The 26769-nt window shown below is 63.4% G+C and carries 24 protein-coding genes; 13 read left to right on the forward strand and 11 right to left on the reverse strand.

Annotated features, from left to right (window positions below; genetic code table 11):
* Positions 1-111 precede the first annotated feature (111 nt).
* The 4 genes from glcE to proC are packed head-to-tail and all read left to right on the forward strand — an operon-like array spanning position 112 to position 4044.
* The gene (gene glcE, locus ACQKRQ_RS08260) at positions 112-1200 is read left to right on the forward strand and encodes a glycolate oxidase subunit GlcE (RefSeq protein WP_132376008.1); all 1089 of its coding nucleotides are present in this window, start codon (positions 112-114) and stop codon (positions 1198-1200) included.
* An 8-nt stretch (positions 1201-1208) separates the two neighbouring features.
* Entirely contained in the window at positions 1209-2435 is a 1227-nt protein-coding gene (gene glcF / locus ACQKRQ_RS08265; RefSeq protein WP_427476317.1) for a glycolate oxidase subunit GlcF, read from the forward strand.
* A gap of 37 nt (positions 2436-2472) precedes the next feature.
* The gene (locus ACQKRQ_RS08270) at positions 2473-3171 is read left to right on the forward strand and encodes a YggS family pyridoxal phosphate-dependent enzyme (RefSeq protein ID WP_427476319.1); all 699 of its coding nucleotides are present in this window, start codon (positions 2473-2475) and stop codon (positions 3169-3171) included.
* A 57-nt stretch (positions 3172-3228) separates the two neighbouring features.
* Positions 3229-4044 carry a pyrroline-5-carboxylate reductase gene (gene proC / locus ACQKRQ_RS08275; RefSeq protein WP_427476321.1) on the forward strand — a complete coding sequence of 272 codons (816 nt, stop codon included), beginning with the start codon at positions 3229-3231 and terminating at the stop codon, positions 4042-4044.
* A gap of 209 nt (positions 4045-4253) precedes the next feature.
* Here proC and ubiA read toward each other — a convergent pair whose 3' ends face one another.
* The 7 genes from ubiA to recG all read right to left on the reverse strand — a co-directional run bounded on the left by ubiA (position 4254) and on the right by recG (position 12166).
* On the reverse strand, positions 4254-5117 hold the full coding sequence (ubiA, locus tag ACQKRQ_RS08280; RefSeq protein ID WP_427476323.1) for a 4-hydroxybenzoate octaprenyltransferase: 864 nt from the start codon (positions 5115-5117) through the stop codon (positions 4254-4256).
* 198 nt (positions 5118-5315) lie between these two features.
* The gene (locus tag ACQKRQ_RS08285) at positions 5316-5813 is read right to left on the reverse strand and encodes a Dps family protein (protein WP_132376013.1); all 498 of its coding nucleotides are present in this window, start codon (positions 5811-5813) and stop codon (positions 5316-5318) included.
* Between the two features lie 153 nt (positions 5814-5966).
* Positions 5967-6125, reverse strand: coding sequence for a hypothetical protein (locus ACQKRQ_RS08290; RefSeq protein WP_408283442.1), 159 nt, complete (start codon positions 6123-6125; stop codon positions 5967-5969).
* 86 nt (positions 6126-6211) lie between these two features.
* Positions 6212-7666, reverse strand: a complete 1455-nt coding sequence (locus ACQKRQ_RS08295; RefSeq protein ID WP_427476325.1) for a catalase — start codon at positions 7664-7666, stop codon at positions 6212-6214.
* A 76-nt stretch (positions 7667-7742) separates the two neighbouring features.
* On the reverse strand, positions 7743-7880 hold the full coding sequence (locus ACQKRQ_RS08300) for a hypothetical protein (RefSeq protein WP_408178882.1): 138 nt from the start codon (positions 7878-7880) through the stop codon (positions 7743-7745).
* Between the two features lie 181 nt (positions 7881-8061).
* Positions 8062-9021, reverse strand: a complete 960-nt coding sequence (locus ACQKRQ_RS08305) for a LysR substrate-binding domain-containing protein (protein WP_132376015.1) — start codon at positions 9019-9021, stop codon at positions 8062-8064.
* Positions 9022-9811: 790 nt separating this feature from the next.
* Positions 9812-12166, reverse strand: coding sequence for an ATP-dependent DNA helicase RecG (recG, locus tag ACQKRQ_RS08310; protein WP_427476327.1), 2355 nt, complete (start codon positions 12164-12166; stop codon positions 9812-9814).
* A 148-nt stretch (positions 12167-12314) separates the two neighbouring features.
* Between recG and queA the strand changes: the two genes are divergently transcribed.
* From queA to secF, 5 genes are all read left to right on the forward strand, one after another.
* Positions 12315-13373, forward strand: a complete 1059-nt coding sequence (gene queA / locus ACQKRQ_RS08315; protein WP_427476329.1) for a tRNA preQ1(34) S-adenosylmethionine ribosyltransferase-isomerase QueA — start codon at positions 12315-12317, stop codon at positions 13371-13373.
* A gap of 107 nt (positions 13374-13480) precedes the next feature.
* Complete coding sequence (tgt, locus tag ACQKRQ_RS08320) at positions 13481-14671, forward strand: tRNA guanosine(34) transglycosylase Tgt (RefSeq protein WP_427476331.1); 1191 nt, start codon at positions 13481-13483, stop codon at positions 14669-14671.
* 197 nt (positions 14672-14868) lie between these two features.
* Positions 14869-15198 (forward strand): preprotein translocase subunit YajC, encoded by a 330-nt coding sequence (gene yajC, locus ACQKRQ_RS08325; RefSeq protein ID WP_007179286.1) that lies wholly within the window; start codon positions 14869-14871, stop codon positions 15196-15198.
* A 118-nt stretch (positions 15199-15316) separates the two neighbouring features.
* Positions 15317-17395, forward strand: coding sequence for a protein translocase subunit SecD (gene secD / locus ACQKRQ_RS08330; RefSeq protein ID WP_427476333.1), 2079 nt, complete (start codon positions 15317-15319; stop codon positions 17393-17395).
* A gap of 18 nt (positions 17396-17413) precedes the next feature.
* Positions 17414-18364, forward strand: a complete 951-nt coding sequence (gene secF / locus ACQKRQ_RS08335) for a protein translocase subunit SecF (protein WP_132376020.1) — start codon at positions 17414-17416, stop codon at positions 18362-18364.
* 129 nt (positions 18365-18493) lie between these two features.
* On the opposite strand, the gene ACQKRQ_RS08340 is transcribed toward secF, so the two are convergent.
* The 4 genes from ACQKRQ_RS08340 to ACQKRQ_RS08355 all read right to left on the reverse strand — a co-directional run bounded on the left by ACQKRQ_RS08340 (position 18494) and on the right by ACQKRQ_RS08355 (position 21820).
* Positions 18494-19771 carry an MFS transporter gene (locus tag ACQKRQ_RS08340; RefSeq protein WP_132376021.1) on the reverse strand — a complete coding sequence of 426 codons (1278 nt, stop codon included), beginning with the start codon at positions 19769-19771 and terminating at the stop codon, positions 18494-18496.
* Between the two features lie 278 nt (positions 19772-20049).
* Complete coding sequence (locus ACQKRQ_RS08345) at positions 20050-20619, reverse strand: YceI family protein (RefSeq protein WP_132376981.1); 570 nt, start codon at positions 20617-20619, stop codon at positions 20050-20052.
* A 68-nt stretch (positions 20620-20687) separates the two neighbouring features.
* The gene (locus ACQKRQ_RS08350) at positions 20688-21251 is read right to left on the reverse strand and encodes a YceI family protein (protein WP_132376022.1); all 564 of its coding nucleotides are present in this window, start codon (positions 21249-21251) and stop codon (positions 20688-20690) included.
* An 8-nt stretch (positions 21252-21259) separates the two neighbouring features.
* A complete protein-coding gene (locus ACQKRQ_RS08355) occupies positions 21260-21820 on the reverse strand; it encodes a cytochrome b (RefSeq protein ID WP_132376023.1) in 561 nt (186 codons plus the stop codon).
* Between the two features lie 416 nt (positions 21821-22236).
* On the opposite strand from ACQKRQ_RS08355, the gene ACQKRQ_RS08360 reads away from it, so the two are divergent.
* From ACQKRQ_RS08360 to ACQKRQ_RS08375, 4 genes are read left to right on the forward strand one after another with little or no spacing between them, the layout of a single operon-like run.
* Positions 22237-23022: a paraquat-inducible protein A gene (locus ACQKRQ_RS08360; RefSeq protein WP_427476336.1), complete on the forward strand. Its 786-nt coding sequence runs from the start codon at positions 22237-22239 to the stop codon at positions 23020-23022.
* Between the two features lie 7 nt (positions 23023-23029).
* The gene (locus tag ACQKRQ_RS08365) at positions 23030-23692 is read left to right on the forward strand and encodes a paraquat-inducible protein A (RefSeq protein WP_132376025.1); all 663 of its coding nucleotides are present in this window, start codon (positions 23030-23032) and stop codon (positions 23690-23692) included.
* Entirely contained in the window at positions 23685-25343 is a 1659-nt protein-coding gene (locus ACQKRQ_RS08370) for an intermembrane transport protein PqiB (RefSeq protein WP_408320744.1), read from the forward strand. Before ACQKRQ_RS08365 ends, ACQKRQ_RS08370 begins: the two co-directional genes overlap by 8 nt.
* On the forward strand, positions 25340-26071 hold the full coding sequence (locus tag ACQKRQ_RS08375; RefSeq protein ID WP_427476339.1) for a PqiC family protein: 732 nt from the start codon (positions 25340-25342) through the stop codon (positions 26069-26071). Before ACQKRQ_RS08370 ends, ACQKRQ_RS08375 begins: the two co-directional genes overlap by 4 nt.
* Positions 26072-26769: the final 698 nt, after the last annotated feature.

The raw sequence follows: 26769 nt of genomic DNA on the forward strand, positions 1-26769 counted from the left end.
TGGGCGCCGGTTTTCCTGCTCTCACCCTGATTACCCGATGCGGGTCCGCTCCTGGTTGCCAGCGAGCCCCCGCCCGGTACAATCAAACGAAACACAACGAAGCAGGACACCATGGAAGAGGACGACATCGTCGCCGTGTGGTCGGAACGTGTGCGTTCGGCCAGCGCCGAGGGGCGCGCGTTGCGCATCCGTGGCGGCGGCACCAAAGACTGGTACGGTCAGACGCTGGAAGGTGACATCCTCGACACGCGCGCTTATCGCGGCATCATCGCGTACGATCCGGCGGAGCTGGTCATCACCGCGCGCGCGGGTACGCCCCTGCTGGAGATCGAGGCCGCGCTCGCCGACCATCATCAGATGCTCGCCTTCGAGCCGCCGCACTTCGGGCCGCAGGCCACCTTCGGCGGCTGCATCGCGGCGGGTATCGCCGGTCCGCGCCGCCCGTCGGCCGGCGCGGCGCGCGACTTCGTGCTCGGCGCCGTCATCATGAACGGCCAGGGGCAGAAGCTGCATTTCGGCGGCCAGGTGGTGAAGAACGTCGCGGGCTATGACGTCTCGCGCCTGATGGCCGGCTCGCTCGGCACCTTGGGATTGATTCTCGAACTGTCGATCAAGGTACTGCCGTTGCCGCAGGCCGAAGCCACGCTCAAATTCGACATGAACGGCACCGACGCGGTCCGTAAGCTCAACGAATGGGGCGGCCGCCCGCTGCCGATTACCGCGAGTGCCTGGCGCCATGGCACGCTGGCCGTGCGCCTCGCCGGCGCCGAGGCGGCGGTCAAGTCGGCGAAGATGGCGCTCGGCGGCGAAGTCGTCGATGCGGTCGAAGCCGAACGCTTCTGGGCGGGCCTGCGCGAACAGACCGACTCGTTCTTCGCCGCCATTCCGCCGCGGGCCGCACTGTGGCGCCTCGCGCTGCCTTCGATCACGGAGCCGCTGCAACTGCCCGGCGCGCAACTCATGGAATGGGGCGGCGGCCAGCGCTGGTGGATCACCGACACCGACGCGCAGACCGTGCGCATCAGCGCCAAGCAGGCCGGCGGCCACGCCACGATCTTCCGCACCGGCCACGGCTACGACCGCGGCGCCGGCGTATTCACCCCGCTGCCCGCGCCGCTGATGAAAATCCATCGCGGCCTGAAAACCGCTTTCGACCCGGCCCGCATCTTCAATCGCGGCCGTCTCTACCCCGACTTCTGAGCGACGCGATGCAAACCAACCTCGCGGACTTCATTCGCAACACGCCCGACGGCGACGAAGCCGACGGCATCCTGCGCAATTGCGTGCACTGCGGTTTCTGCACGGCCACCTGTCCGACGTATCAGATACTCGGCGACGAACTCGACGGCCCACGCGGACGGATCTATCTGATCAAGCAAATGGTCGAAGGCGCGCCGGTCACGCGCAGCACCCAGGTCCATCTCGACCGGTGCCTGACCTGCCGAAACTGCGAAACGACCTGCCCGTCCGGCGTGCAATATGGCCGGCTGGTGGAAATCGGCCGCAAGATCACCGAAGAAAAAGTCACGCGCCCGTTCAGTCAACGGCTGGTGCGCCGCATGCTCGCGAGCTTCGTGCCGAACAGCGCACTGTTCACGCCGACCATGCGGATCGGCCAGCATTTTCGCCCGTTGCTGCCCAAGAAGCTGCGCGACAAAGTGCCGGCGCGGCAGCGTCCGCTCGAATGGCCGACCGCCAAACATCCGCGCAAGATGCTGATGCTGGCGGGTTGCGTGCAACCGTCGATGATGCCGAACGTCAACATCGCCACGGCGCGCGTGTTCGACGCGCTCGGTGTCGAAATGCTGATCGCGCCGGATGCGGGCTGCTGCGGCGCGATCCGTCTGCATCTGGGCTACAACGACGAAGCGCTCGACGATTTGCGCGCCAACATCGACGCATGGTGGCCCTACGTCGAACAGGGCGTGGAGGCGATCGTCATGAACGCGTCCGGCTGCGGCGCGACGGTCAAGGAATACGCGCACCTGTTGCGGCATGATCCGGCGTATGCGGAAAAGGCGCGCCGCGTGGTGGAATTGACGCGCGACGTCGCGGAGATCCTGCCGGAGTTCGAAGAAGCGCTGATCTCGGTCACGCGCCGCCGCTCGGTGCACACCGTGGCGTTTCATCCGCCTTGCACGTTGCAGCATGGTCAGCAGATACGGGGCAAGGTCGAGCATTTGCTGACCGCGCTGGGTGTCGAAGTGCGCCTGCCCGCCGACAATCATCTGTGCTGCGGCTCGGCCGGCACCTACTCGCTGACGCAGCCCAAGCTCTCGTATGCGCTGCGCGATCAGAAGCTCGAGCGGCTGCAGGCGCAGGAGCCGCAGGTGATCGTGTCGGCGAACGTCGGCTGCATTGCGCATCTGCAAAGCGGCACGTCGACGCCGGTCGCGCACTGGATCGAACTGGTCGAGCACATGCTGTCCGTATAATCGGGTAATCGACTCTCGCTGGACTTCCGGTTCCGACATGCCCGATCTGATTCACAACCTCGAGGCGGTGCAGCAGCGCATCGCCATGGCCGCGCATGTGGCCGGACGCGATACGCGTTCGGTCCATCTGCTCGCGGTCTCCAAGACCTTCCCCGCCGAAGACGTACGCGCCGCCTACAACGCCGGCCACCGCGCGTTCGGTGAAAACTACGTGCAGGAAGCCCTCACCAAGATCGAGACGCTCGCCGATCTGCGCGCTACGCTCGAATGGCACTTCATCGGTCCGTTGCAATCGAACAAGACGCGGCCGGTCGCCGAGCAGTTCGATTGGGTGCATTCGGTCGATCGGTTGAAGATCGCGCAGCGGCTCTCGGAGCAGCGTCCCGATAATTTGCCGCCGCTCAACGTGTGCCTGCAGGTCAACATCAGCGGCGAGGCGTCGAAGAGCGGCGTGAGCGTTCCCGAGGCGGTGGAAGTCGCGCAGGCGATCGCCGCCCTGCCGAAGCTGAATTTGCGCGGCCTGATGGCGATTCCCGAGCCGGCCGGCGGCATCGACGAACAACGTGTGCCGCATCGGCACTTGCGTGAGTTGTTCGAGCGTCTGTGCGACAACGGACTCGAACTCGACACGCTGTCCATGGGCATGTCGAGCGACCTCGAGGCCGCCGTGCTGGAAGGCGCGACGATCGTGCGCGTCGGCACTGCGATCTTCGGCGCGCGAGACTACTCTAACTGACCCTTGCGGGCCTTTTCAGGCTCTTTGGGCTCTTCACGGCACTTCCTTCGGAACATCATGAAAATTGCTTTTATCGGCGGTGGCAACATGGCCGCCGCATTGATCGGCGGCCTCATCAAGCGTGGCGTCGCACCCGCTGACCTCTACGCAATCGATCCCAACGAAGACGCGCGCAAGCGCAACGAGCAGCAATTCGGCATCAAGACCGGCGCCGCCGCGGATGCCGCGCTCGCCGCGTACGACGCCGTCGTGCTGGCGGTGAAGCCGCAGATTCTGAAGAGCGTCGCCGAGGCGGTGGCGCCGCATCTGAATGCATCGCAACTGGCGGTGAGTATCGTCGCGGGTATTCGCATGAGCGACATGTCGCGCTGGCTGAATGGCCACAACCGCATCGTGCGCGTCATGCCGAATACGCCGGCGCTGATCGGCATGGGCGTGACGGGACTGGTGGCGACCGGCAGCGTCGACGAAGCGGGCCGCGCGCTCGCGTCGCAAGTGTTAGGGGCGGTCGGCGAAACGGTCTGGTTCGACGACGAAGCGAAGATCGACGCCGTCACCGCGATCTCGGGCAGCGGACCGGCCTACGTGTTCTATTTCATCGAGGCGTTGCAGGAAGCCGCCCGTCAGCTCGGCATGGATGAAGCGCAGGGTCGCGCGCTGGCCGTGGCGACCTTCACCGGCGCGGCGCAACTGGCGGCGAATTCCGACGAGCCGCCGAGCGTGCTGCGCGAACGTGTGACATCCAAAGGCGGCACGACGGCGGCGGCGCTGGCGTCGTTCGACGCGAGCGGCATCAAGGCTGCGATCGTGCACGGCGTGCTCGCCGCCGATGCGCGCGCCAAGGAAATGGGGGACGAGTTCGGCAAGCAGTGAGCGCGCTCGCGCGGCGCGAGGCAGTCGGGAAACTTCAGGAAGGGAAGCACGTTGTGGCACGCCGCGCTGCGATTCGAACCGGCGCGGCGTCTACGGCGCCGGACGCGAAGTAAGCAGCGCGGCAGAACTGACCGCGGTAGCACTTCCATTCAATCCGCGGCGGCATCCGCAGATAGAAAACGCAATTAGCGTAAAACCGCGCAACAAAACTAAAACGACCCCACCGCGTAATGTGCGGCGATGCCGACGAACAGCGCGCCGCCCAGCCAGTTGTTATGCCGGAACGCGGCGAAGCACGCCATCCGTTCACGGTCGCGGATCAGCGTGTAGTGATAGATCGCGCAGCCCACGGCCGCCGCCCATCCCAGCCAGTACAGCACGCCGAAGCCGAGCAGCACGCCGATGCCGACGTAAATCCCCAGCGTCACCGCGTAACAGATCATGATCGCCGCCACATCGAAGCGGCCGAACGTCAGCGCCGACGTGCGGATGCCGATCTTGATGTCGTCGTCACGGTCGACCATCGCGTATTCGGTGTCGTACGCCACGGACCAGAACACATTGGCCAGCAGCATCACCCACGCGAGCAACGGCACGTGGTCCTGTATCGCGGCGAACGCCATCGGAATGCCGAAGCCGAACGCGATCCCCAGATACGCCTGCGGAATCGCGAAGAACCGCTTGGTGAACGGATACGAACCGGCGACGAAAAGCGCCGCCACCGAGAGTTCCTTGGTCAGCGTATTAAGCGGCAGGATCAGCAGAAACGCCAGCAACGACAACGCGGCCGCCAGCGCCACCGCTTCCCACGCCTTGATCTTGCCCGACGTGATCGGACGATTCTCCGTGCGCTTCACGTAGCGATCGAAGTCGCGATCCGCGTAATCGTTGATCGCGCAGCCCGCCGAGCGCATCAACACCGTGCCCACGATGAAAATCACCAGCAGCGGCCACGTCGGATGACCGTCGGAGGCGATCCACAGCGCGTTGAGCGTCGGCCACAGCAGCAGCAGGCTGCCGATCGGCTTGTCCATGCGCACGAGGCGCAAATACAGGGGAAGTCGGGCAAACATGGGCGGAGTCGGTGAAAGTGCGAAGACGGTGCGGCTATTTTACGGGAAGCGGACGACGGGTCGCTTCCGGGCGGGCAGGACCGACCGAGCCGGCGCTGCAAAAAACAAAGCCCCCCGTGCAGGGAGGCTTTGTTGGTGTCGCACTTTACCGAAGACGCAGACGCCTACGTCGAAACGAGAGGCCTTGCGCGCTAATGCTTAAGCCAGCATCGAGCGCAGCATCCACGCGGTCTTTTCGTGCGTTTGCATGCGTTGTGTCAGCAGGTCGGCGGTCGGCTCGTCGTTGGCGGCTTCCGTCGACGGGAAAATCGCGCGTGCGGTACGCACGACGGCTTCCTGACCTTCCACCAGTTGGCGGATCATTTCCTCCGCGGCCGGCACGCCGTCCGCTTCCGGAATCGACGACAGCTTGGCGAAATCCTTGTAGCTGCCCGGTGCATGCACGCCCAGCGCGCGAATCCGTTCAGCGATCGAATCGACCGCCAGCGCGAGCTCGTTGTACTGCGTTTCGAACATGAGGTGCAGCGTATTGAACATCGGACCCGTCACGTTCCAGTGGAAGTTGTGGGTCTTCAGGTACAGCGTATAGGTGTCGGCGAGCAGTCGCGACAGACCTTCTGCAATCTTCTTGCGATCCTTGTCGCTGATCCCGATATTGACGTGCTGTACGGCTGCTGCGGCTTCTTTTTTGGCCATGATGACTCCTTTGAAGAGTGATACGAACCGGTCGGCAAAGTGACGGTCTGCGGATAGCAAACTCGACAGCTCGAACGCTCGACAGTTTAGCCTGGAAAACTGCTGCGTTCGTATGACGCGTGGCCACTTGCCGCATCACGGCGGCGGCTTGGATCAGCCGCCGAGCGCGTGTTGCAGCGCCTGCGCGACGATCACTGCGACTCCGCTCGCGAAGATCGCAAAGCCCACCGCCCTGCGCGCCAACAATGCGTGCCGTTGCGCGCTGTTTGCGGCTGACGTGCCACCCAGCGCGGCTATCATCATCTGGGTCATGATCGTGCTCCTTCGGTTCGTATCGGTACCAGCGGGACGCAGATGCGCCCCGCTTTGCTGCATGACTTCAACTGCGCAATTGCTGCTTACTTCTTATTGCGTTCCGCGAGGTCGGCCATCGCCGCGATCACGCCTTCCGCGTAAGCCGGGTCGGCGCGACGGAAGTGCTCGATCTGGCGTGCAACGATCTCCTGCGGCACACCGTTGATATGGCGTGCGATGTTGCCGAACAGACGCTCGCGCTGAGTTGCATCGAAGAGCGCAAACAACATACCCGGCTGCGTGTAGTAGTCGTCGTCCAGGCGATGATCGTAGCGATCCACAGCGCCCGCCGCGAGCGGTGGCTCGGATGCGTTTGCGTCCTGCGCGAAATCGCCGAAGCGGTTCGGCTCGTAATTCACGTTGCCGCCGAGGTTGCCGTCCGTGCGCATCGCGCCGTCGCGATGGAACGAATGCGGGTTCGGCACGCGCGCTGCATTCACCGGAATCTGGTGATGATTGATGCCGAGGCGATAGCGCTGCGTGTCGCCGTACGAGAACAGACGGCCCTGCAACAGACGATCCGGCGAGAAGCCGATACCCGGCACCACGTTGGCCGGCGTGAACGCCGCCTGCTCCACGTCCGCGAAATAGTTCCGTGCGTTGCGATTCAGCTCGATCGTGCCGACGTCGATCAACGGATAGTCCTTCTGCGACCACACTTTCGTGATGTCGAACGGATTGAAGCGATACGTCGCGGCTTGCGCTTCCGGCATCACCTGAATCGCGAAACGCCACTTCGGGAAGTTGCCCGCGTCGATGTTGCCGACCAGATCGCGTTGCGCGCTTTCGCGGTCTTGCGCCACCACTTGCGCCGCTTCGGCATCGGTGAAGTTCTCCATGCCTTGCATCGACTTGAAATGGAACTTCACCCAGAAACGCTCGTTGTCGGCATTGATGAACGAATACGTGTGCGAGCCGAAGCCGTGCATCTGCCGGTAATTCTGCGGAATGCCGCGGTCGCTCATCAGAATCGTCACCTGATGCAGCGACTCCGGATGACGCGACCAGAAATCCCACGCCGCGACATTGCTGCGCATGTTGGTGTACGGGTCGCGCTTTTGCGTGTGGATGAAGTCCGGAAACTTCAGCGGATCGCGGATAAAGAACACCGGCGTGTTGTTGCCGACCACGTCCCAATTGCCTTCTTCCGTGTAGAACTTGATCGAGAAGCCACGCACGTCGCGTTCGGCGTCGGCTGCGCCGCGCTCGCCGGCCACCGTCGAAAAGCGCATGAAGAGCGGCGTTTCCTCGCCGACTTGCGCGAACACCTTCGCCTTCGTGTAGCGCGAGATATCGTGCGTGACCTTCAGCGTGCCGAATGCGCCCGAACCTTTTGCGTGGACACGGCGTTCCGGAATCACTTCGCGATCGAAGTGAGCGAGTTTTTCGAGCAGCCAGACGTCTTGCAGAACAACCGGACCGCGTGAGCCGGCGGTCATCGAATTCTGGTTGTCGGCGACGGGTGCGCCGGCGGCACTGGTGAGCTTACGTTCGGTCATGCGTGACTCCTGGTTGGCTTTTATCGAAACAGATTGTGGGGAGCGGCGCGGCGCACAGATGCCAGAGGCTCATGCGTTATGCGGACAGGGCCCGATCGACCAGCAGGGACAACGCGACGGTACGCACGCTGAGCATCGACGCGACAAAACCGCGCGGCACGACGGCCGATTGAGCGATGAAGGCGTGGATTTGTTGCGGCTTGGATTGCGTCATGGCTTCCTCCGGGTCTTATGGGATCAGGCGATCCATGGAGGAAACTATAACAATACTATCGAAATACTGCTTTTGATTAATTTTATCTATTCGATAGGACTTGTGGCTATCGGCGCCTCGGGCGGGCGCCAAGGCCGGTCGCTGGACGTGTGCGCAGCGAGCCGGCTTCTCGGTGCGCTGGTTAGTTGACGGCGACCGGCAAATCGAGCTTCTTGACACCCGCCAGATCGCAGGAGCTGATGGCGTCGCAAATGGCCTCGATGGCGGGCATGCGCGTGAAGCTCTTGCGCCAGGCCAGCACGACGCGGCGATCCGGCACGGGTTCGTCGAAAGCGACGTAGCTGAGCAGCCCCGAATCAATGCCGCCGGCGTGCGGCTTGACTTCATGAACCGACATGCGCGGCAGCACGGTAATGCCGACACCGCTCGCCACCATGTGACGGATGGTTTCCAGCGACGACCCTTCGAAGGTCTTCTGGATACCGTCCGCGTTTTGCGAAAAGCGCATCAGTTCCGGGCAAACGCCCAGCACGTGGTCGCGGAAGCAGTGACCGCTGCCGAGCAGCAGCATGGTTTCCTGCTTCAGATCGTCGGCGTCGATTTTCAGGCGGTTTTCCCAAGCGTGACCGGACGGCAAGGCGACCACAAAAGGCTCGTCGTACAGGGGGCGCAGCATCAGGCCCGTTTCCGGAAACGGCAGCGCCATAATGGCGACGTCGATTTCGCCTTGCTTGAGCAGTTCGATCAGCTTGAGCGTGTAATTCTCCTGCAGCATCAAGGGCATTTGCGGGACGCGCTTGATCATCTGTTTGACGAGCGTGGGCAGCAGGTACGGCCCGATCGTATAGATGACGCCAAGGCGCAGCGGCCCGACCAGCGGGTCTTTGCCTTGTTTGGCGATTTCCTTGATGGCGAGCGTCTGCTCGAGAACGCGTTGAGCTTGCGTGACGATCTGTTCGCCGATCGGCGTGACACTCACTTCGCTGGTGCCGCGCTCGAAGATCTGGACGTTGAGCTCGTCTTCGAGCTTTTTGATCGCCACCGACAGTGTCGGCTGGCTGACGAAACACGCTTCGGCGGCCCGGCCGAAGTGCCGCTCGCGGGCGACCGCGACGATGTATTTCAATTCGGTGAGCGTCATTAGGGGACCAATCAGTGCGATGAATTCGATAGGTTCTAGTTATACACCTATAGGGTCGGTTCGCCAACCATTTGGTTTTTTTGCGCGGGGCGCTGACTTTGGGCTTTGGCCTTTCCTTGAATTCGCGGTGGTCTATTAGCGTTGCCCCTGTGCGGGGCGGCACCTACTTTCTTTGCCGCGGCAAAGAAAGTAGGCAAAGAAAGCCGCTTCACACCGCCAGCTCATAAGCGGATCCCTCGCGCAGTCACGGTAGTGGTGCATCTGGAATCTGTCGTCTCGCACATTCCGCCCTGGTGACAAGGCAGTCATTCTTCCGGCGGCGCTGCGCGCGCCGTCGCGGTACTTCATCAACCAGCGGCTGCGTTTGCTCGAGCCGTCCGCTCTCCACCGCGTATCGTGTCATATCGCCGCAGCACCCCGCACCCGTATGCTTTTGGCATTTCGCCGAGGCGAAGCCGACGGCCCCCTCCGCACTCAACCGAAGCCACAGTTTTTCAAGCAGACCGCTCCGGCGAGCACGTAGTGCGAGGCGGGAAGTATGACTGCCTTGTCACTCACGCGGAATGCGCGAGAACACAGATTCCAGATGCGCCACTACCGCGACTGCGCGAGACACCCGCTTATGAGCTGGCGGTTTGAAGCCGCTTTCTTTGCCTACTTTCTTTGCCGCGGCAAAGAAAGTAGGTGCCGCCCCGCACAGGGGCTACGCCAATCGACCACCGTGAATTCAAGGAAAGGCCAACACCACAAAAACCACCACCAAAGCGCCGCACAGGCAAAACACCCCCCTTCACGCTTTCAAATACTGCTCCCGCGCCCCCAACCACCGCGCCAAATGCTGCATCACAACCTCAGGAAACTTCTCCAGCAAAACCGCCGCAGCCTCCCGAGCAGGCTCAATCAACCACTGATCATTCTGAAGATCAGCAAACCTCAACATCGCCGCCCCCGACTGCCGCGCCCCCAAAAACTCCCCCGGTCCACGAATCTCAAGGTCCCGCCTCGCGATCTCAAAACCATCAGTCGTTTCCCGCATAGTCTGCAGCCGCGCCCGCGCGGTCATCGACAAAGGCCCGGTGTAAAGCAGCACGCAAACCGAAGCCGCGCTCCCACGCCCCACCCGTCCCCGCAACTGATGCAACTGCGCAAGCCCAAACCGCTCAGCATGCTCGATCACCATCAACGATGCATTCGGCACATCGACACCCACTTCGATCACCGTCGTCGCCACCAGCAACTGCACCTCATTGCAAGTAAACGCATCCATCACGGCCGCCTTTTCAGCCGGCGCCAGACGCCCATGCACCAGACCGACATTCAACTCGGGCAACGCGGCCACCAGCGTCTCATACGTCTCGACCGCGGTCTGCAACTGCAAGGTCTCGCTTTCCTCGATCAGCGGACACACCCAGTACACCTGCCGCCCCGTCAGCGCGGCCTCGCGCACGCGCCCGATCACCTCCTCGCGCCGCGCGTCGGACACGAGCTTCGTCAGGATCGGCGTGCGTCCAGGTGGCAATTCGTCAATGGTCGAGACGTCGAGGTCGGCGTAATACGTCATTGCGAGCGTGCGCGGAATCGGCGTCGCGGACATCATCAATTGATGCGGCTGGAAGTCGCTTGCGCCATCGGCCGCGTTCTGCGCCTTGGCCCGCAGCGCCAGCCGCTGCGCCACGCCGAAGCGATGCTGTTCGTCGACGATCACGAGCCCGAGGCGCGCAAACTCGACCGCGTCCTGGATGATCGCGTGCGTGCCGATCACGAGTTGCGCCGTGCCGAGCGCGGCGGCTTCGATCGCGGCGCGCTTTTCCCTGGTCTTCAGACTGCCGGCCAGCCACGCGACGCTCACGCCGAGCGGCTCCAGCCAGCCGCGCAATTTGCGCGCGTGCTGTTCGGCGAGGATTTCGGTCGGCGCCATGAGCGCGGCCTGGTAGCCGGCGTCGATGGCTTGTGCCGCGGCCAGCGCGGCGACGATCGTCTTGCCGCTGCCGACGTCGCCCTGCAGGAGCCGCTGCATCGGATGAGGCTGGGTCAGATCGAGCGCGATCTCGCCGCCGACGCGCTCCTGCGCCGCCGTCAGCGAAAACGGCAGCGCCTTCAGCAAGCGCGCCACCAGCGCGGATTCGTCGCCCAGCTTGCGGCGCGGCATGGCCGGCGCGGCGCGCGTGCGGCGCTCGTCGTGCGCGCGCTTGAGCGACATCTGCTGCGCAAGCAATTCCTCGAACTTGATGCGCACCCAAGCCGGATGCGTGCCGTCGATCAATGCGGTCTCATCGGACTGCGCGCCCGGATGATGCAGCGTGCGCACGGCGTCCATCAGCGACGGCACGCCGAGCGGCTCCATAAACGTCCGCGCGACCGCCTCGGGCAACAACTCCGGCAGCGAAGTGCGCGATAGCGCGTTGTCGATCGATTTGCGCAAATATGCCTGCGTCACGCCCGCGGTGCTCGGATAGACCGGCGTCAGCGCCTGCGGCAGCGGCGTGTCTTCGTCGACCACGCGCACGGCCGGATGCACCATCTCCATGCCGAAGAAACCGCCGCGCACATCACCACGCACCCGTAGCCGCGCGCCGATCGCCATCTGCTTGACCTGCGAGCCGTAGAAATTCAGAAAGCGCAGCACGAGTTCGTCACCGGCGTCGTCGCGCAGTTTCACCAGCAACTGACGGCGCGGACGATAGGCAATCTCGTTGTCGAACACCACGCCTTCGGTTTGCGAAATGCCGCCCGGCAGCAGATGCCCGATCGGCGTCAGCGAGGTTTCGTCCTCGTAACGCATGGGCAGATGCAGCACGAGGTCGATGTCGCGTGTGAGGCCGAGTTTTGAGAGCTTGTCGGCGGTTTTTTCGGCGGACTTGGCCGCGGGCTTCGCGGACGATTTCGCGGAGGCCTTGGGCGTGGCCTTGCCGGCGGGTTTGTCGCCGAATATGTCGGCAGGCTTGCCGGCGCGCTGGTCGCCAGATGTATCAGCGAGCTCGTCACCCGCTGCGCCGCTGTCAGGAACGGCAGTTTCGCGGTCCAGCGCCACGCCCGCGCCTGCTTCGCTTGACGCCGCCACCGCCTTGCCGCGCGAGACGCGGCGCTTGGGCTCGGCGCTCACTTCATCGGTAGCGGAGGGCAATCGGCGGTCGGACAAAGGCATGGGCTGCTTCGCAAGTACAATATCGGCTGTCAAGGGGTTCGGCGCCATACAGCGCGCGGGCTCGCGGGCCGCTCTGGCGTCCCGCAATCATAGCCGCCCGGCTCCGGCTTCGGCTCAATTCAGTTTCATTTCGCTTCCAGTCGTTCGCATGTTGACGCTTTCCGATTTCGATTTCGATCTGCCTCCCGAGCTGATCGCACAAGTCGCGCTGCCCGAGCGCAGCGCCAGCCGTCTGCTCGAGGTGGATCATCCAGCCGACGCCACCGGCCCGGCACGCCTGATCGACCGCCGCTTTGCCGAGTTGCCCGACTGCATCGCAGCCGGCGACCTGCTGGTCTTCAACGATACCAAAGTCCTGAAGGCGCGCTTCCTCGGCCAGAAGGCCAGTGGCGGCAAGATCGAAGTGCTGGTAGAGCGCCTCACCGGCGAGCGCACCGCGCTCGCGCAGATTCGTGCAAGCAAGAGCCCGCAGCCGGGCACCACGATCCGCCTGGCCGATGCTTTCGACGTCACGGTCGGCGAGCGCGTCGAGCCGTTCTACACGCTGCATTTTCCCGGCGACTGTCTGACGCTGATCGAGCAGTTCGGCCGCCTGCCGCTGCCGCCGTACATCGAGCACGATCCCGACTCGATCGACGAAACCCGCTATCAAACGGTGTTCGCGCAAAATCCCGGCGCGGTCGCCGCGCCCACGGCCGGCCTGCATTTCGACGACGCGCTGCTGGCCCGCCTCGACGCCAAAGGCGTGGAACGCGCGACGCTGACCCTGCACGTCGGCGCGGGCACGTTCCAGCCCGTGCGGGTCGAGAATCTCGCCGAACACAAGATGCACAGCGAGTGGTATCACCTGCCGCAATCGCTCGCCGACAAGATCGCGGCGACGCGCGCGCGCGGCAACCGCGTGATCGCGGTGGGCACGACCTCGATGCGCGCACTCGAAGCCGCCGCGCGCGACGCCGAAACCGCGGGCCGACCGCTTGCCGCCGCCAGCACGGAAACCGACATTTTCATCACACCGGGCTATAAATTCCGCGTGGTCGACCGGCTCGTCACCAATTTCCATCTGCCGAAGTCGACGCTGCTGATGCTCGTGTCGGCGTTCGCGGGCGTCGAAACGATTCGCGAGACGTATCGCCATGCAATCGAGCAGCGTTACCGCTTCTTCAGTTACGGCGACGCGATGCTGCTCACGCGGCGCGACGCTTGAAGTCAGAGACGCCTTCAGTTTTTGCAGTTCCTCAAGCCGCCGCGAGCCCTTCCGGCGGCGTTTCAACATTGCGCCGGACTGTTCTCCGGTAGCACAGGAGTTATTTCATGACCGACGCTCATCAGTCGCACGACGCGACTTTCGAGCGCCCTGACAAGGGCCTCAATTTCGAACTACTCGGCGTCGACGGGCTGGCCCGCCGCGGCCGAGTCACGCTGAATCACGGCGCGGTGGAAACGCCGATCTTCATGCCGGTCGGCACCTACGGCACCGTGAAGGCCGTGCAGCCGCGCGAGCTGGAGGAAATGCACGCGCAGATCATCCTCGGCAACACTTTCCACCTGTGGCTGCGCCCGGGTCTGGAAACGATCGAGGCGCACGGCGGCCTGCACGGCTTCATGGGCTGGAAGAAACCGATTCTCACCGATTCGGGCGGCTTTCAAGTCTTTTCGCTGGGTGATCTGCGCAAGATCACCGAAGATGGCGTCACGTTCGCGTCGCCGATCAACGGCGACAAGCTGTTCCTGTCGCCTGAAGTGTCCATGCAGATCCAGAAGGTGCTGAACTCCGACATCGTCATGCAGTTCGACGAATGCACGCCGTACGCGACCAATAACGTGCCGACCTCGCACAAGGAAGCGGCCGATTCGATGCGTATGTCGATGCGCTGGGCGCAGCGCTCCATCGACGAATTCCGCAAGCTGGGCAATCCGAACGCGCTGTTCGGCATCGTTCAGGGCGGCATGTTCGAAGACTTGCGCGACGAGTCGCTGGCGGGGCTCGCGGAGAAGGATTTCCACGGCCTGGCGATCGGCGGCCTGTCGGTCGGCGAACCGAAGGAAGACATGATGCGCGTGCTGAACCACATCGGCCCGAAGCTGCCCGCCAACAAGCCGCACTACCTGATGGGCGTCGGCACGCCGGAAGATCTGGTGGCGGGCGTCGCCGCCGGCATCGACATGTTCGATTGCGTGATGCCGACCCGCAATGCGCGCAACGGCTGGCTCTTCACGCGTTTCGGCGACGTCAAGATCCGCAATGCCGCGCACAAGAATTCGCTGCGCCCGCTCGACGAGCAATGCGGCTGCTACACCTGCCGAAATTTCACTCGCGGCTACCTGCATCATCTGCATCGTGTAGGAGAAATCCTCGGCGCGCAGTTGAACACGATTCACAACCTGCATTACTACCTCGAACTGATGCAGGAAATCCGCGACGCCATCGACGCGAAAATGTTCGAGCCCTTCCGCAAACGCTTTCACGAGAACCGCGCGCGCGGCACCGCCGAGTCGCCATGACGGCGCGGGGCAACGGATTCAGCCGAAGAATCCGTCCGCCTCGCGAGGAAAACCTTACAATCAACTTTCGCGGGCAGCGAAAAAGGCTTTAAACGGTTGATCGCAAAGCTGATTCGCCGCGCCGAGGCGCGTCAGGCCGGTGGTAGAATAACCGGCTGATTTTTTTGATCGTTTTGACTTATAACGGAGAGACCAACGTGTCGTTCATTTCCAATGCCTTCGCCCAAGGCACAGCAACAGGTGGCATTGAATCGAACCTGATGAGCTTCCTGCCGCTGATCCTGATGTTCGGCGTGCTGTACTTCATCATGATTCGCCCGCAAATGAAGCGCCAGAAGGAACATCGCAACATGCTCGCCGCCATGGCCAAGGGCGATGAAGTGGTGACGAATGGCGGCATCGTCGGCAAGGTGACCAAGGTGGGCGAAGCTTACGTCGGCGTCGAAATCTCGGAAGGCACGGAAATCACCGTGCAAAAAGCGTCGGTCACGACGATTCTCCCGAAGGGCACGATCAAGTCGCTGTAAGGCCTGCTCTCTCGCGTCCGGCGCGGCCTCGCCGGCGGTTTATGCAATCCAACGCTGAATCGCCCGCGCTCATCGCCGGACGCATCGCTTCCAAGCCAACCTTCCCGTTGGACCACTCATGAATCGCTACCCCCTCTGGAAATACGCCGTGATGCTGGTGGCTCTGGTCATCGGCCTCGTGTACACGCTGCCCAATCTGTTCGGCGAAGCGCCGGCGGTGCAGGTGTCGAGCGGCAAGGCCACGGTCAAGCTCGACTCGACCACGCTGTCGGCGGTCGAAGCTGCGCTCGCCGCGAATCAGATCAAGCCGGACGACGTCACCTTCGACAACTCGGCGACCAACGCGAACATCCGCGTGCGTCTGCCGGACACCGACACGCAATTGCGCGTGAAGGACCTGCTGCAGAGGTCGCTGAACAGCGACCCGACCGACCCGCAGTTCGTCGTGGCGCTGAACCTGCAAAGCGCGTCGCCGCGCTGGCTGACCGCCTTGCACGCGCTGCCGATGTACCTCGGTCTCGATCTGCGCGGCGGCGTCCATTTCCTGCTGCAGGTCGACATGGCCGGCGCGCTGAACAAGAAGCTCGATTCGGACGCTTCGGACGCGCGCACGCTGCTGCGTGACAAGAACATCCGCGACGGCGGCGTGAACCGCGTCAACCAGTCGGTGGTGATCAATTTCGCCGACCAGGCGACGGCGGACAACGCAACCAAGCAACTGGGCCGCGGCATCAGCGAACTCCAGTGGGCCTCGCAGCCCGGCCCGGACGGCGGCGTGCAACTGGTCGGCACGTTCACGCCGGCGGTGCAGAAAGCCGTGCAGGACGCCGCGCTCAAGCAGAACATCACCACGCTGCATAACCGCGTGAACGAACTCGGCGTGGCCGAGCCGGTGATCCAGCAGCAAGGCTCGGACCGCATCGTGGTCGAACTGCCGGGCGTGCAGGACACGGCGAAGGCGAAGGACATCATCGGCCGCACGGCCACGCTCGAAGCGCGCCTCGCCGATCCGGTCAACACCCATCCGAATCCGAACGATCCGGTGCCACCGGGCGACGAGCTGTTCACGCAAGGCAATCAGACGCCGGTGCTGCTGCGCAAGCAGATCATCTTCACGGGCGACCGGATTATCGACGCGTCGGCGGGCTTCGACGAACATCAACGTCCTTCCGTCAACATCCGTCTGGATTCGGCCGGCGGCCGCGCGGTGGCCAGCATCTCGCGCGACAACATCGGCAAGCCGATGGCCATGGTGCTGTTCGAAAAGGGCAAGGGCGAAGTGCTGACGGTTGCGACCATCCAGTCGGAACTGGGCGACCGTTTCCAGATCACCGGCCAGGCCACGCCGCAAGGCGCCGCCGACCTCGCGCTGCTGCTGCGCGCCGGTTCGCTGGCAGCGCCGATGGACATCATCGAAGAACGCACGATCGGCCCGAGCCTCGGCGCGGACAACATCAAGAAGGGCTTCCACTCGGTGGTGTGGGGCTTCGCGGCGATCGCCGTCTTCATGATCGCGTACTACATGCTGTTCGGCGTGATCTCGATGATCGGCCTGTCGGTCAACCTGCTGCTGCTGATCGCCGTGCTGTCCATGCTGCAGGCCACGCTCACCTTGCCGGGTATCGCGGCTATCGCGCTCGCGCTCGGTATGGCGATCGACGCGAACGTGCTGATCAACGAACGCGTGCGTGAAGAACTGCGCCACGGCGCGCCGCCGCAACTGGCCATCCAGAACGGCTACGCGCACGCCTGGGCGACGATTCTCGACTCGAACGTCACCACGCTGATCGCCGGTATCGCACTGCTCGCGTTCGGCTCAGGGCCGGTGCGCGGCTTTGCGATCGTGCACTGTATCGGCATTCTGACGTCGATGTTCTCGGCCGTGTTCTTCTCGCGCGGCATCGTCAACCTCTGGTACGGCGGCAAGAAGAAGCTGAAGTCGCTGGCCATCGGCCAGGTGTGGCGTCCGGATACGGTGCCCGCGGGCTCGGCCGCTTACCTCGGTAGCGAAGACGCCGCGACCGACACCGCGCAAGCCGTCGCCGCGGTCACCGCCAAGCCGTCGAAGGCCAAGGCGGCAGTCGCGCAAGCACGTGCCGGCAAGCCGACCGTGCGCCGCCGCAACGCGCCGGGTTCGTCGACAGGTTCGTCGCCGGGTTCCTCGAACACGCCGCAGAAACCGGGTTCATCCCGCTGAGTCCCGGAGAACAAGACCATGGAATTTTTCCGTTTTCGCAAAGACATTCCGTTCATGCAGCGTGCGTTGATTTTCAACGCGATCTCGCTGCTGACGTTCCTTGCTGCTGTGTTCTTCCTAGTGCATCGCGGGCTGCATCTGTCGGTGGAGTTCACCGGCGGCACCGTCATCGAAGTGCAGTATCCGGGCGCCGCGCCGCTGGAGCCGGTGCGCGGCACGCTGGGCAAACTCGGTTATGCCGACGCCCAGGTGCAGAACTTCGGCACCTCGCGCGACGTGCTGATCCGTCTGCCGCTCAAGCAGGGCTATACGTCCGCGCAACAGAGCGATCAGGTGATGACCGCGCTGAAGGCCGAGACTCCGCAGGTACAACTGCAGCGTGTCGAGTTCGTCGGCCCGCAGGTCGGCAAGGAGCTCGCCACCGACGGCCTGCTCGCACTGGCCTGTGTGGTGGTCGGCATCGTGATTTACCTGTCGTTCCGCTTCGAATGGAAGTACGCGGTGGCCGGCGTGATCGCGAACTTGCACGACGTGATCATCATTCTCGGCTTCTTCGCGTTCTTCCAGTGGGAGTTCTCGCTGTCGGTGCTGGCCGCGGTGTTGGCAGTGCTGGGCTACTCGGTGAACGAGTCGGTGGTTATCTTCGACCGGATTCGTGAGACCTTCCGCCGCGAGCGCAAGCTGACCGTGATCGAGGTGATCAACCACGCGATCACCAGCACGATGTCGCGAACCATCATCACCCACGGCTGTACGCAGATGATGGTGCTGTCGATGTTCCTGTTCGGCGGCCCGACGCTGCACTACTTCGCCTTGGCGCTGACGGTCGGTATTCTGTTCGGTATCTACTCGTCGGTGTTCGTCGCCGCGGCGCTCGCCATGTGGTTCGGCGTGAAGCGCGAAGATCTTATCAAGGACAAGAAGGATCGCACCGATTCCGACGATCCGAACGCAGGCGCGCAAGTCTGATTCTGGCGTAGTTTCAGACCTCGCAATGCAAAAGGCCGGTTCATCACGAACCGGCCTTTTGCGTTTACCGCCGCCCTTGCTCCGCCATCACACTGCTCTATCCCGCAGCAGCGTCAGAAGGCGTCCGCTTCAGCGAAAGCCTAGCTTACGCCGCGCCGCCATCAGCGCGACGAGGCTCACGATCGCGGCGAAAATCAGGTAGTAACTCGGCGCGGCCTTCGAGCCCGTAAAGCTGATCAGCCACGCGATGATGAACGGCCCGAAGCCGCCGAAGATCGTCACTGCGATGTTATAAGCCAGCGACATGCCGGTCGTGCGCGTTTGCACCGGGAACATCTCCGAGAGCAGTCCTGGCAGCGCCGCGAAATAGCCGGTCATCAGAAAGCCGAACACGATCTGCATGGTGATCAAGGTGCCGAAGGTCGGATGCGCGACCAGATACACGAAGGCCGGGTAGATGAGGACAAGCAGCAGCAGCGCCGACGTCAGCATGATCGTGGTGCGTCCGTGCCGGTCCGACAGATGGCCGATCAGCGGCGAGAACACCATCTGGATCAAACCGGTCAGCGCGATCGCCGCGAACGCGACGGACGGCGCCAGTCCCAATTGCTTCACGCCGAATGTCGGCATGAACAGCACCAGATAGGTCGACACCGTGCCGAGCACCACCACGCCGATCGCGATCAGGAGGCGCAATTTCTGGCTGGTGAAGGTGTCGCGCAGCGGCGTCTCGGTCGTTTCGGCCGCGAGAAACTCGGGCGTCTCGTCGAGCTTCGTGCGGATGTACCACGCGACCGGCCCGATCAGCAGACCAAAAATGAACGGCACCCGCCAACCCCAGGAACCCATCTGCTCCGGCGAGAGTTTGCCGGTGAGCAACACACCGAAGCCGGCGGCGAGCAACGTAGTGAGCCCCTGGCTCGCCACCTGCCAGCTCGCGAAGAAGCCGCGCCGCCCCGGCACATGCTCCGCGAGAAACGCGGTGGCGCTGCCGAACTCGCCGCCGGCCGAAAAGCCTTGCATCAAACGCGCCAACACGAGAATCACCGGCGCGGCGAGGCCGATACTTTGATAGGTCGGCAGGATCGCAATGATCAGCGTGCCGGCCATCATCAGCAGGATCGAGAGCGTGAGCGCCGCCTTGCGGCCGGCGCGGTCGGCGTATGCGCCGATCACGATCGCGCCGAGCGGCCGCATGAAGAACGACACGCCGAATGTGCCGAGCGTGAGGAGCAGCGAGACCGTGTCGTTACCGGCCGGGAAAAACAGCTTCGCGATGATCACCGCGAAAAAACCGTACACCACCAGATCGAACCATTCCAGCGCGTTACCGATCGAGGCCGCGATCACCGCGCGCCACGAATTCTGCCGGCTCCCCGCCAGGCTTGCTGCCGTCGTTGCGTTCATGCAGATCTCCAAGTCGCGCGAAATATTATTCATGTTGGCTGACGCCTGAAACGCCCGACTGGATGCGCGCACAACCAATACGGTGCCTGCGCTCTATGTACCCGAAAAATTAATACGACGCGAGTGCGAAATTGCGCTATGCCGCCGCATAAGGCTTCCAGCGTGTCGGATGGCCAAGAAAAAACCGCTTCATCGCAAAAGCGAACGAAGCGGTTTTTTTGTTGCGGCGCAATGCGCCGCGCAACTCAATAGCCCAATTCAAAAGACGCGTTAGGCCCTTATTGCTTGATGCCTTCGGATTGAATGTGCAGCTTGGTATCCATGCTGAAGCCGTATTTGGTGCCGAAATCCATGCCGTAGTCGGCGCGGCTGAAATGCGCGCTCGCTTCCACGCCGCACACTTCGCGCTTGAGCATCGGATGCGGCATGCACTTGAACGAATCGATCTTCAGATTCAGCGGCTTGGTGACGCCGTGCATCGTCAGGTTGCCGATCACTTCGACCGGCTTGTCGCCGTCGAACTTGATGTCGGTGCCCTTATAAGTCGCCGACGGATACTTGGCGACGTCGAAGAACTCGTTCGACTTCAGATGCTCGTCGAGCTTGCCGTTGCCCGTTTCGATCGACGCCGGATCGACCGTCACGTCGACCGTGCCGGTTTTCGCCGCGCGGTCGAGCGTGACCGTGCCGGAACTCTTGGTGAACTTGCCGCGCCACACCGAGAGGCCGCCGAAGTGATCCGCCTCGAAGCTCGGATACGTGTGGGTCGGGTCGAGCTGATAGGTATCCGCGGCCGCGAACGCGCCGAACGAGAAAGAAGAAGCCAGCGCGCCGACGGCGATCAACATGGATGTTTTCAATTCAAGCTCCTGGGTTCTGGAAAAAAGGCTGCCGCGCCCGAACGGCGCGGCACACATCACTTGTGTGCTGCAACGATATGAAACTTGATGACGACCTCGTCGGCGACCACGGAGGTGTCCTTCCATTCGCCGGTGCCGATGTCGAATTGCGAGCGCTTGATCGGCAGCGACCCGTCGAAGGTTTGCACGGCGCCCTGCTGGGACACCGTGACCGGCACCACCACCGTCTGCGATTTACCCTTGATGGTCAGCTTGCCGGTCACCTTGAACTGGTTGCCGCCGGCCGGCGCGATCGCGCTCGAGACGAAGGTGGCGCTCGGATACGTCTTCGCGTCGAACCAGTCCTTGCCGCGCACCTGGTCGTTGTAGCTTTCGTCGCCGAGGTCGTAGCTGGCCACGTCGATGCTGAGCTGCGCGGTGCCGTCGGCCGGTTTGGCCGGATCGAACTTGAGCTGCGCGTTGAACTTGCCGAACTTGCCTTCCACCGGCACGTTCATCTGCTTCGACGTGGCCGTCACCGAACTCTTTGCGACGTCGACTTGCGCGAGAGCGCTGCCGGCCACCGTCAGCGAGGTCGCGGCGAAAGCGGCGAGCATGTAGCGATAAAACGAGACCTTCATGGTTGTCCTTATTTGAGGAAAGGGAGCATGCGCGAGAGCAGGCCGTCGCGATCCAGCCATTGATGCTTGAGCGCGGCCGCGACGTGCAACGCGACCAGCACGAGCAAGGTGTAATTCAGCGTGATGTGCACGTTCTTCAGGAGTTCCTTGAGATGCGGGTCCGGCGCAATCAGGCGCGGCAGCGGAATCAGCCCGAGGTACACCACCGGTATGTTGGCCGCCGAGCTGTACAGATAGCCCGAGGCGGGAATCGCGATCATCAGCACGTACAGCAGCAGGTGCACGAGATGCGCGGCGCCGCGCTGCCAGACCGGCATGCGGCGCGGCATCACGGGGGCCGCGTGCGTGGCGCGCCACAGAATGCGCAGGACGGCCAGCGCGAACACCGTCACACCGATCCATTTGTGCCACGAGAAGTACTTCAGCTTGGTGGGCGTGAAGCCCGGGATATCGGTCATCACCCAGCCGAGCGCGAAGCCGCACACGATCAGCAACGCGATCAGCCAATGCAAGGCGATGGCAGTCCGCGTGTACGACTCCCGGCTGCTGAATGAAGGATTGAGTGCCATGACAGGTCAACGCAAGCTAAGTGAGGTTAACGGCGCAGCCCGCACTGCTATTCCAGGTACCGATGCGCAGCGCATCGGCGCGTACGATCGGACCATGCCTGCTGCGGCACGCGCCAAGGCGGCCATGCTACCCCAATCGGAAAAAACTGGCTGCGGCCCGCTGATATGCCGCCGACCGGCCGCTCCAGCGACATGGCCCCATATTGAACAATTGGGGACGGAGGCTGTCAGAGTTATACCGAATCCATGTAGGATCAACCGTCCGCCGAAAAGACCGTCTGGCCCACGGTCCGCAGCCCGTGCGACGGTCTGTGCGACGGCCGGGCGCGTTTTGGTACTATTACCCCACCCTTTTATCAGACCTGCCATAGAACGGGCATTGCACGCTTCCCCTCACACCGTCGGCCCTTTGCCCTATGGACCATGACAATCTGATCGCGTGCCATGAATGCGATACGCTGTTCCGCAAGCCGCGGCTTGTCGGGCGCACGGTCGCGCGCTGTCCGCGTTGCGGAGCGACGCTCTATCGCGGCGTGTCCCGCAAGCTCGACGCCATCAGCGCGATGACGCTCGGCGCGCTGATCACTTTCCTGATCGCGCAGGGTTTCCCGATCGTCGAACTCGAAGCCAACGGCATCACCTCGCAGACCACGCTGTTCGGCGCGCTCGTCGCGCTGTGGGGCGAGGAGATGCAGATTGTCGCGATCATGGTGTTCTGCTCGACCATTCTGTTTCCGCTGACCGAGCTCGTCGCGCTGCTCTATGTGCTGATCCCGCTGCGCGCAGGCTATGTGCCGCCCGCCTTCAACCAGGTGCTGCGCGCCATTCAGTTCGTGCGCCCGTGGGGCATGATCGAAGTGTTCATGCTCGGCGTGCTGATCACGATCGTGAAGATGGTCAGCCTCGCGCGCGTGATTCCGGAAGCGGCGCTGTTCGCGTTCGGCGTGCTCACGCTGATGTTCGCGGTGGTGGTCACGTTCGATCCGCGCATTCTGTGGGACCTCGCCGACGAACTCGGCGCCCGCAACCAGCGGCCGCTGCCACGCACCTCCGCCGATAGCGCGGCGGCCGCCGTCAGTTCGGTCGCCGGACCGCCCGCGCCGCCCGAGGTGCACGCCGCGGCAGCGCCCGACGTGCAGACTGCACCGTCCGCCTTGCCATCGGCCGCGCCGCCGGCGCCATCGGTGCCACGCCGAGGATGAGCACGCCATGAAATACGTCACCGCGAAACGCGCGGGCCTGCTCAGTTGTCATGCGTGCGGACGCGTCGAACCGCGCATCCGCTCCGTCACGCCGCAGCACTGCGGACGCTGCGGCTCGCGCCTGCACTCGCGCAACCCCGACAGCCTCATGCGCACCTGGGCGCTGCTGATCGCCGCCGCGCTCCTGTATATTCCCGCGAATCTGCTGCCGGTGATGCACACCTCGTCGCTGCTCGGTTCCGAAGACGACACCATCATGAGCGGCGTCGTCTATTTCTGGACCTCGGGCGACTGGCCGCTGGCGGTGATCGTGTTCATCGCCAGCATCATGGTGCCGATGCTCAAGCTGAGCGTGCTCGTGTTGCTCACCGTCACGGCGCAGCGCCATTCGCGCTGGCGGCCCGACCAGCGCACCACGCTTTACCGGATGGTCGAGCGGATCGGGCGCTGGTCGATGCTCGACGTGTTCGTCGTCACGCTGACCGTCGCGCTGGTGCGCTTCAAATCGCTTGCCGTCATTACGGCCGGCCCCGGGGCGATCGCCTTCGGCTCGGTGGTGATTCTGACCATGATGGCCTCCATGCAATTCGATCCCCGACTCATCTGGGATGACGTGGAAGGCGGCGTGAACGGCAGTACCCAAAAACCTCAGGATCTCAAACATGACTAGCCCGCAAGAACCGACGCCCGCCTCCGATGCGCCGCGCAACGATTCGAACGGACCGAAGCTTCCGCCCCAACTCCCAGACCCTGAAATTGAGCCGCGCAGCCGCTGGCTGCCTTCCCTCGTCTGGGTGATTCCGCTGATCGCCGCGCTGATCGGCATCGCGCTCGTGATCAAATCGGTGACCCAAAGAGGCCCGACCATCACGATCAGCTTCATCAGCGCCGAAGGCCTCGAACCCGGCAAGACCAAGGTGAAGTACAAGGACGTCGACGTCGGCTCGGTGAAGACCATCACGCTGTCGAAAGATCTGTCCCACGTGCTGGTGCAGGTGCAATTGACCAAGGAAGGCGAAGATTTCGCGGTCAAGGATTCGCGTTTCTGGGTGGTGCGGCCGCGCGTCGGCGCGAGCGGCGTGTCGGGTCTCACCACGCTGCTCTCGGGCGCGTACATCGGTGCGGACGCCGGGCACTCGCCGGATAGCGAGAAGAATTTCGTCGGCCTCGAAACGCCGCCGCCGATCACCGGCGACCAGAAGGGCCACCAGTTCGTCCTGCACGGCGACTCGCTCGGCTCGATCGACATCGGCTCGCCGATCTTCTACCGGCGCGTGCAGGTCGGCCAGGTGGTCGGCTTCTCGCTCGACAAGGACGGCACCGGCGTGACCATGCAGGTCTTCGTGTCCGCGCCGTTCGACCAGTACGTCGGCACCAATTCGCGCTGGTGGCATGCAAGCGGCGTCGATCTGCGGCTCGATTCCAGCGGCTTCAAGCTGAACACGCAGTCGCTGGCCACGGTGATCGTGGGCGGCTTGTCGTTCCAGTCGCCGCCGGGTCAAGGCGTGGGCGCGCAGGCGCCGAACAACATGACGTTCCGGCTCGGCTCCGACGAAGCGGATGCGATGCGCGAACCGGATGGCGTGCCGTTGCGCGTGGTGATGAATTTCAACCAGTCGCTGCGTGGGCTGTCGGTCGGCGCGCCGGTCGATTTCCGCGGCATCGTGCTGGGCCAGGTGACCAACATCAGCATCGACTACGATCCGAAAACGCGCAGCTTCACGATGCCGGTGACCATGAACCTGTACCCCGACCGTCTCGGCAAGCGCTTCCGCGAGACCGCGCCGGTGCCGGGCACGCTCGCCGGTCAAACGCTCCTGCAACAGCTCGTCAAGCACGGTTTGCGCGGCCAGTTGCGCACCGGCAATCTGATCACGAGCCAGTTGTATGTCGCGCTGGATATCTTCCCGAAGGCGCCGCCGGCGACCGTCGACGTGGCGAGCGATCCGCTCGAACTGCCGACGATTCCGAACACGCTCGACGAGTTGCAGCTCCAGGTCGCCGACATTGCGAAGAAGCTCGACAAGGTGCCGTTCGACCAGATCGGCAACAACCTCAACAGCGCGCTGAAGAACGCCGATCAGCTCTTCACGCGACTCGACAAGGAAGTCGTGCCGCAGGCCCGCGACACCCTCGCCGCGGCGAAGCAGACCTTCGGTTCGGCCGAGGCGACGTTGCAGCAGGATTCGCCGTTGCAGTCGGATGTTCATCAGGCGTTGCAGGAATTGACGCGCACATTGCAGTCGCTGAATGCGCTGTCGGATTATCTGGAACGTCACCCCGAATCGCTGTTGCGCGGTAAATCAGGAGATAAACCATGATGTTTGCCCGGCTCCCCCGCCCGCCGCGCGGGCTCGTGCGCGGCGCTTTTGTTGCCGGCGCTCTGGCCGGACTCGTGGCGCTGGCGGCGTGCTCGTCGCCTTCGAGCCGCTTTTATACGCTGGGTGCCGACAGTACTTCCGGCTCCGTCGCGCCGGTCAGTGCCCGGACCTCGGCCGCGCCGGCGTGGCTGATCGAAGTTGCGCCGATCGACGTGCCGCCGCAGGTATCGAAGAATCAGCTGGTCGTGCAGACGGGACCGACGCAGGTCAAAGTGCTCGAAGAAGAGCGCTGGGCCTCGCTGCCGGGCGACGAGATCCGCCGGGCTTTGTCGACGAGTCTGACGCAGCAGCTCAACACGATCGACGTGTATGGGACCGCTTATCCGGATGGGACGCCGGTGTATCGGGTCAGCATGAATGTGCAGCGGTTCGAGTCATGGCCCGGTTCGCATGCGTTGATCGATGCGGTGTGGAGTGTGCGGGCTGTGCGCAGTACTGCGGTGATGACTTGCCGGAGTGTCGTGAGTGAGCCGGTTAGCGGTGGGTATGACGCGCTGGTTGAGGGGCATCGGCGGGCGTTGAAGGAAATCTCCGCGCAAGTTGCTTCGGCTGTGCAGGCTATGGCGGCTTCGGCTCCGCAGGGTAAGGGTGCGTCCGCTGGCAAAGTTGCGGCTGTAGCTACGCCGCCTTGTCCTTCTGCGGGTGGAGCGGCTGTCGCCGGCAGTTGAAGGTTTTTCGTTCGCCGCAGCGATTTGATTTGGCTGTGGTCTTCGCGGTGTTGGCCTTTCCTTGAATTCATGGTGGTCTATTGGCGTTGCCCCTGTGCGGGGCGGCACCTACTTCTCTTTGCCGGCCGCAAAGAGAAGTAGGCAAGAGAAAGCGGCTTGAACCGCTAACTCTTAAGCGGGTCCCCTGGCTTGGAGGGGATAGTGGCGCATCTGGAATCTGTCGGCTCGCACATTCTGCCTTAGTGACAAGGCGCTCATTCTTCCCGCCTCGCGCTGCGCGCTCGCCGGAACGGTCTGCTTGAAAAGAGTGCCTTCGTTTGGGCGCGACGGGCCATCGGCTTCGCCTCGGTGAAATGCCGAAAATATCGTGAAATTGCGCGGCGCGATGGTATGCCACGACACCGCGTGAGGTGAGAACGCCGCCGAGCAATCGCAGCCGCTGGTTGATGATTACCGCGCGGCGCGCGCAGCGCCGCCGGAAGAATGAGCGCCTTGTCACTCGCGCGGAATGCGCGAGACCACTGATTCCAGATGCACCACTACTGCGACTGCGCGAGGGGCCCGCTTATGAGCTGGCGGTGTGAAGCGGCTTTCTTTGCTACTTTCTTTGCCGCGGCAAAGAAAGTAGGTGCCGCCCCGCACAGGGGCAACGCCAATCGACCACCGCGAATTCAAGGAAAGGCCAACACCACAAAAAC

It is taken from the genome of Paraburkholderia sp. NPDC080076 (genome assembly GCF_050281145.1).
GTDB lineage: Bacteria > Pseudomonadota > Gammaproteobacteria > Burkholderiales > Burkholderiaceae > Paraburkholderia.